Source organism: Nigerium sp. (assembly GCF_039811905.1).
GTDB lineage: Bacteria > Actinomycetota > Actinomycetes > Propionibacteriales > Propionibacteriaceae > Propioniciclava.
Window position 1 is genome coordinate 40,536 of the sequence record NZ_JBDHZL010000013.1, and the last position, 6,172, is coordinate 46,707.

At 66.6% G+C, this 6,172-nt stretch carries 7 protein-coding genes; 5 read left to right on the forward strand and 2 right to left on the reverse strand.

Annotated features, from left to right (window positions below):
- Window positions 1–26 precede the first annotated feature (26 nt).
- A complete protein-coding gene (locus tag WMJ97_RS04605) occupies window positions 27–833 on the reverse strand; it encodes a hypothetical protein (protein WP_347347793.1) in 807 nt (268 codons plus the stop codon).
- Between the two features lie 50 nt (window positions 834–883).
- Window positions 884–1,582, reverse strand: coding sequence for a GntR family transcriptional regulator (locus WMJ97_RS04610; protein WP_347347794.1), 699 nt, complete (start codon window positions 1,580–1,582; stop codon window positions 884–886).
- A 218-nt stretch (window positions 1,583–1,800) separates the two neighbouring features.
- On the opposite strand from WMJ97_RS04610, the gene WMJ97_RS04615 reads away from it, so the two are divergent.
- The 5 genes from WMJ97_RS04615 (at window position 1,801) to citC (ending at window position 6,043) form a co-directional block, all read left to right on the forward strand.
- Entirely contained in the window at window positions 1,801–2,073 is a 273-nt protein-coding gene (locus tag WMJ97_RS04615) for a hypothetical protein (RefSeq protein WP_347347795.1), read from the forward strand.
- A 10-nt stretch (window positions 2,074–2,083) separates the two neighbouring features.
- Window positions 2,084–2,386: a citrate lyase acyl carrier protein gene (gene citD / locus WMJ97_RS04620; RefSeq protein ID WP_347347796.1), complete on the forward strand. Its 303-nt coding sequence runs from the start codon at window positions 2,084–2,086 to the stop codon at window positions 2,384–2,386.
- A 44-nt stretch (window positions 2,387–2,430) separates the two neighbouring features.
- Complete coding sequence (locus WMJ97_RS04625) at window positions 2,431–3,294, forward strand: aldolase/citrate lyase family protein (RefSeq protein WP_347347799.1); 864 nt, start codon at window positions 2,431–2,433, stop codon at window positions 3,292–3,294.
- 25 nt (window positions 3,295–3,319) lie between these two features.
- Window positions 3,320–4,882, forward strand: a complete 1,563-nt coding sequence (citF, locus tag WMJ97_RS04630) for a citrate lyase subunit alpha (RefSeq protein WP_347347797.1) — start codon at window positions 3,320–3,322, stop codon at window positions 4,880–4,882.
- Between the two features lie 114 nt (window positions 4,883–4,996).
- Entirely contained in the window at window positions 4,997–6,043 is a 1,047-nt protein-coding gene (gene citC / locus WMJ97_RS04635) for a [citrate (pro-3S)-lyase] ligase (protein WP_347347798.1), read from the forward strand.
- Window positions 6,044–6,172 lie beyond the last annotated feature (129 nt).

Below are 6,172 nucleotides of genomic sequence, written 5' to 3' on the forward strand. Positions count from 1 at the left end.
TTGAGCGACGGACGCCGGCGGCGTCCCTAGTCGGCCCCCAGTTTTTTCTGGGTCGGCGAGAGCGCGAGCGTCACGCATCCGGCCAGGGACAGCAGGACGCCGGCGACGGCCGCCGGCCCCCAGCCGTCGCGCACCTGGTCGCCGAGCACCTCGATGCCGACGATGCCCGGCACGAGCGATTCCACGACCCACATGACCGCGGTCGCCGAGCCGAACGAACCCCGTTCCAGCGCCCGGGCGTAGAAGAGCGTGCCGAGGACACCCGCGATCGCAACCGACCAGGCCAGCGGCGACTCCAGCACGTGCCAGCCGAGGTCGCCGGCGCCCATGACCGCTCGTCCGGCGAGCGCCGCGAGCGAGAAAGCGAGGCCGGCCAGCGCGGCGAACAACACCCCGCGCGCACGCCGGTAGCCGAGGCAACCGACGACGGCGACGACCGCCAGGCAGGCCCCGAGCGCGGGGGTGAACCATCCCGGCGGGGCGACGGACGACTCGGCGCCTGCGCACGCCGACACGAGCGCGACGCCGGCGGTCGCGACGGCGACGCCCGCCCAGTCCTGCCGCCGGAGCGTCAGCTTCAGGACAGGCCAGGCAACCAGCACGGCCACCCCGAGGGACGCCGCGAGCATCGACTGGACGACGAAGAGCGGCAACTGCGTCATCGCGACCAGCGACAGCGCCCAGGCGCCCACGTCGGCCGCGATCCCCGCGAGATAAGCGGGGTGCCGCACCACGGCGGGCCCCGTGGCGCGCCGGGCCGCGAACCCCTGCGCGACGGAGGCCAGCCCGTACAGAAGCGTCGCGCCGAGCGCGGCGAGGATCGCTGTCGTCACGGTTGGCAGAGCCTACCCCCGGGGCGGTCTGCGGCAGTGTGCAGAGGCGGTCAGAAGGCGAGGGTGTGGGCCTGGCGGGGGTCGGCGAGACCCGCGAAGATGGCCTCCATCGTGAGCCGCAAGTGCGCCACGCATTCGAGCTGAGCGGCCTCGCCGTCCCCGGCCAGCAGCGCGGCAAGCATGGCCTGGTGCTCAGCCATCGAGCGGGCCTCTCGCTCGGGCCGGTGGTGCGCAACGCCCCGCAGACGCACTGTGCGGGGCCTCAGATCGGCGATCGCCTTGGCGAGAAGCCGGTTGGGTGTCAGATCGATGATGGTGCGGTCGAAGCGCTCGGCGAAGTCGTAGAACGCGTCGGTGCGCTCGCGAGACGGGGCCTGTTCGCCGAGCCCGCGCAGTTCCTCGGCGAGACCCGCGATGGGGTCGGACGAGACGGACCCGGACGCGAGGGCGTCCGCGAGATCGTGAATCGCCGCACCCTCGAGCACGGCACGGAACCCGAACAGGTCGTGCACACCGGCCACCGAGGGGGTGCTCACGCGCACCGAGCCCCGACTGCCGTCGCGGACTGCGAGCCCGTCGTCGATCAGCCGGCGAAGGGCGTCGCGGACAGGCGTCCGGGAGAGCCCAAGGCGTTCCACCAGCGCGTGTTCGCTCAAGCTGGCGCCGGCCCCCAGCTCGCCGCGCTCGATCTCAGAGCGGAGGCGCGCGTACGCGGCGTCCGTCTTGCTCCCGGGTTCGACCTTGCTCACAGCGTGATCACGCTCCTTTCGGTGGCCACTCATCCTAGGTGTGGCTGGTGAGGGGCCCTGCGGTGGCACGTCGGAGCGGGCGGGTGAATCGGCGTGGAGGCCGCGTATCCAGGCGCTCCGCCCGTCGAGTGCGAGCGGATCGGGCAGGACGGTTGCGCACCCACGCCAAACGGAATACCCTTTGGGATACCAAACAGAGTGCCAAAGGGGCGCGCGAGATGGGCTCACACCAGGAGTGGCTGGCGTCCATCGGGCGCAGGACGACCCGCGAGCGGCAGGCGACGTCGAACATGGAGTCCTCCACGATGGCGACACTGGCTGTCATGGTCCCGATCGGCATCGGCGCGACCCACGGGAGCGCGGCGATGGTGTTGCCGATGTTGGTGGCCATCGTGATATCGGGGGCCGTCGTCGTGATGAACCCGGTGCACATCGCCGGGGCGCTGATCATGGCCAACCCAGCCGAACCCCGCCACGACTTTTCGAGATAGGAGTAGGGCCATGAAAATCATCAAACCGGCGCTCGCCGGAACGCTGGAATCCAGCGACGCCCAGGTGAGCGTCGAGCCGTCGACCGACGGTTTGGAGGTGTCGATCGAGAGTTCGGTCATGAATCAGTACGGCCGTCAGATCAAGGCGACCGTCATGGAGACGCTCGGGAGGCTGGACGTGACGAGCGGTCGTATCACCGTCATCGATAAGGGTGCTCTCGACGGCACGCTCAAGGCGCGTGTCGAATGCGCGGTCATGCGCAGCGAATCGACGTCCGAGGCTGGTATTCCGTGGGGAGGGGCAATCCGATGATTCCTCGCCCGAAGCCAGAGAAGTTCCGCCTGCGGCGGACGATGATGTTCATGAACGCCCAGAAGCCGGGGCTGCTCAAGGATGCGTACATCTACGGGAGCGACAGCATCATTCTCGATCTCGAGGATGCCGTGGCCGAGAACCAGAAGGACGCCGCCCGCTTCTCGCTGTATCACGCGATGCAGACCATCGATTACGGGAACACCGAGGTCATCGTCCGCATCAATGGACTCGACACGCCCCACTGGCGGGAAGACATCCGCTGCGTCGTGGCGTCGGGTGCCGACGGCATCCGGATCGCGAAGTGCGAGAGCGCAGATGACGTTCATCAGGTCGAGGCGGCGACCCTGGCAGCCGAGCGCGAGTTCGGTCTCGAGGAGGGCCGGACGCTCTTGATGGCCGCGCTGGAGAGTCCCCAGGGGATCCTGAACGCCTACGAGATCGTCACTGCATCGGATCGGCTGTTCGGATGCGCGATCTCGGGCGGCGACTTCCGCAAGAGCATGCACGTGCGCATCGAGAAGGGGGGCATCGAGATGCTGACCGCGCGCGGAATGATGCTGCTCGCCGCGCGCGCCGCTGGCGTCCAGTGCTTCGACACGATGTTCCCGAACATCGACGACATGGAGGCGTTCCGCGAGGAGGTCGTGCAGAACCGGCAGATGGGTTTCGACGGGAAGAGCATCGTGAGCCCGCGCCAAATCCGGCTGGTGCACGAGATCTTCGCACCTACCGCGAAAGAAATCGCCTACGCAGAGAAGCTGGTCCGCTCCTTCAACGAGCAGGCCGACTCGGGTATCGGTGTCTACACCGTCGACGGAAAGATGGTCGACATTCCCTTCTTCGAGGATGCCCGGCGCACTCTTGAGCTCGCCAAGGCCTGCGGCGTCTACGACGGCGATCTGTGATCAGCGAACAGTGAAAAGGAGCCGAATGATGTTGAATGCCGTGGGGCGAGAGATTCCTGCCGAGCTGCTGGTAGACGGTAAAGAGGTCTACCAAGGGAAGTTCTACATGGACGGAAAGTATGTGAAGAAGGACTCGCCGCGTTCGCGGCGGGCGGTGACGCCGGTCGCCGATAAGCTGTGCGCGACGATCCGCGAGGCCGCCGAGAAGTGCGGTGCACATGACGGCATGACCTTCTCCTTCCACACCGAGTTCCGCGACGGTGACTACGTGTCGGGCATGGTCGCCAAGGTGCTGATCGAGGAGATGGGGCTCAAGGACATCACGGTGGCCGCGACCTCGCTGGGTACCGCACAGGGGATCATCGCCCAGTACATTGAACAGGGGCGGATCGTGGGCGCGCAGACGTCCGGCGTCCGCGGGCCGATCGGTGAGGTGATCTCGGCCGGCAAGCTGGCGACACCGGCCATCATCCGCAGCCATGGCGGGCGCCCCCGGGCGATCGAGGCGGGCGAGGTCCACATCGATATCGCTTTCCTGGCGTGTGCCAGTTCAGATCCCTTCGGCAACGCTCGCGGAGTCGGTGGCAAGAACAACTTCGGGTCGATGGGCTTCGGCATGCAGGACGCCCGGTACGCCGACCACACAGTCGTCGTGACGGACACGCTCGTCGAGGCGCCGAACGTCCCGGCGTCCATTCGTGCGATCGACGTGGACTGCGTGGTCGTCGTCGACGATATCGGCGATGCGACGAGGATTTCGACCAAGGAGGCGCGGATGACCGACAATCCCCGCGAGCTCATGATGGCTGAAAATGTCGCACGGGTTATCGCGGCGACGCCGTACTTCGCCGACGGCTTTACGTTCCAGACGGGGGTCGGGGGGCCATCGCTTGCGGTGAACCGGTTCCTGGAGGATCACATGGTCGAGCGGGGGATCACGATGCGCTTCGCGTTGGGTGGGACGAGCAGCGCGATTTGCCGACTGCAGGATCGGGGGCTCGTCGGCCACATCCTCGACACGCAGGATTTCGATCAGGGCGCTATCGATCACATCTCCACGCATCCTGATCACCACGAGATCGATCTGAGCGAATACGCAAACCCAGCCAACAAGGGCGCCTACGTCAATCAGCTCGATTTCGTGGTGCTCGCGGCGCTGGAGGTCGATCTGCACTTCAACGTCAACGTGATTACCGGCTCAGACGGGATCCTTCGAGGGGCCCCGGGCGGGCACCCGGATACGGCCGCGGGAAGCAAGTGCTGCATCATCGTCACGCCGCTGACCCGCGGACGGATGGCGACCGTGTGCGACAGCGTGGTCACGGTGACGACCCCGGGCGACTGCGTGGATGTGCTCGTGACCGACTACGGCATCGCGGTGAACCCGTTGCGTCAGGACCTGATCGACTGCCTCGACCGGGCCGGCATCCCCCACGTCACCATCGAATGGCTGCGCGACAAGGCCTATGGACTCGTCGGAACCCCTGATCCTCTGGAGTGGGAGGACCAGGTGGTCGCGGTCGTCGAGGCGCGCGACGGGACGATTCTCGATGTCGTCCGCAAGATCAAACCGTTCGTGCTGAGCTAGCCACGCTCGCCCTCGGTCGGTGCCGCAGCGGCCGAGGGCGACGACGGGCCGACCGACCTGTCTTGGCACATGACCGATCGGCGATAAATAGCCGATCTCGGCGATGGAGGGAACATGACCGACCTTGTCGTCTCGACGATCTACCCGAGCGACCGCAGGGGTATGCGTCGCGTCGAGGCATTGCTCGGATCCGAGGGGATCCGCCTTGACAGAAATCTTGATTACACCTGCGCGATCATCGACGACGACGGCGCGATGATCGCGACCGGGAGTTGCTTCGCCAATACCCTGCGCTGTCTGGCCGTCGACGGCTCGCATCGAGGGGAGGGCCTGCTGAACTCCATCGTGACCCATCTGATGGAGGTCCAGAGCGCGCGCGGGAACACGCGGGTATTCGTCTATACGAAAGAGGAAGCCTCGCCGATGTTCGTCGATCTTGGCTTCCACGAAGTGGTGCGCGTGCCGGGGTCCGTCGTCTTCCTCGAGAATCGCCGGGACGGCTTTTCCAGCTATCTGCGGCGCCTGGAGACGCGGCGAATCCAGGGCAGAGCTGTGTCTGCGATCGTGATGAATGCGAACCCCTTTTCTCTCGGGCATCGCTACCTGGTGGAGCAGGCGGCGCGGGCCAGTGACGTGGTCCACCTGTTCGTCGTGTCGGAAGAGTCGAGTATTTTCCCGTTCGACGTGCGCCGTCGTCTGATCGCGGAAGGGACGGCGGATCTGCCGAATGTCGTCCTGCAGGACACCGACAGCTACATGGTCAGCAGCGCGACCTTTCCGAGCTACTTCCAGCGCGACGAGGAGGCCGCGATTCGTGGTCAAGCGCTACTCGATCTCACGGTCTTCACGGAGATTGCCCGGCGGCTCGGCATCACCCGGCGCTTCGTGGGCGACGAGAAGGCCAGCTTCGTCACGCGGCTCTACAACGAGACCATGGCTTCGCTGTTGCCCACGAAGGGGATCGCGTGCGTCCAGCTGCGCCGCCTCGAGGTCGGTGGCCGAGTGGTGAGCGCGTCCACGATTCGGCAGGCTATCCACGACCGCGATGAGGAGCTCCTGAGGTCGCTCGTGCCCGAGACCACCCTGCGGTTTCTTACCAGCCCGGACGCCGAGCCGATCCGCCGCGCGATCGCCGCCTCCACCGATCTTGCGCACTACTGAGCGGTGCCGGGCGGAGGAACCGGCGTGAAGATCGGCTCACGGACCGCTGGGGCCCCGAGGCAGCCGAGTCGCTGGCCGTGGAAGCCCTGGTGATCGAGGCGCGACTGACACCGAGCGGGGGCTCATCGA

Coding starts and splice junctions, on each gene's coding strand:
- WMJ97_RS04615 (WP_347347795.1), top strand. CDS start 1,801: ATGGGCTCACACCAGGAGTGGCTGGCGTCCATCGGGCGCAGGACGACC.
- WMJ97_RS04625 (WP_347347799.1), top strand. CDS start 2,431: ATGTTCATGAACGCCCAGAAGCCGGGGCTGCTCAAGGATGCGTACATC.
- citF (WP_347347797.1), top strand. CDS start 3,320: ATGATGTTGAATGCCGTGGGGCGAGAGATTCCTGCCGAGCTGCTGGTA.
- citD (WP_347347796.1), top strand. CDS start 2,084: ATGAAAATCATCAAACCGGCGCTCGCCGGAACGCTGGAATCCAGCGAC.
- citC (WP_347347798.1), top strand. CDS start 4,997: ATGACCGACCTTGTCGTCTCGACGATCTACCCGAGCGACCGCAGGGGT.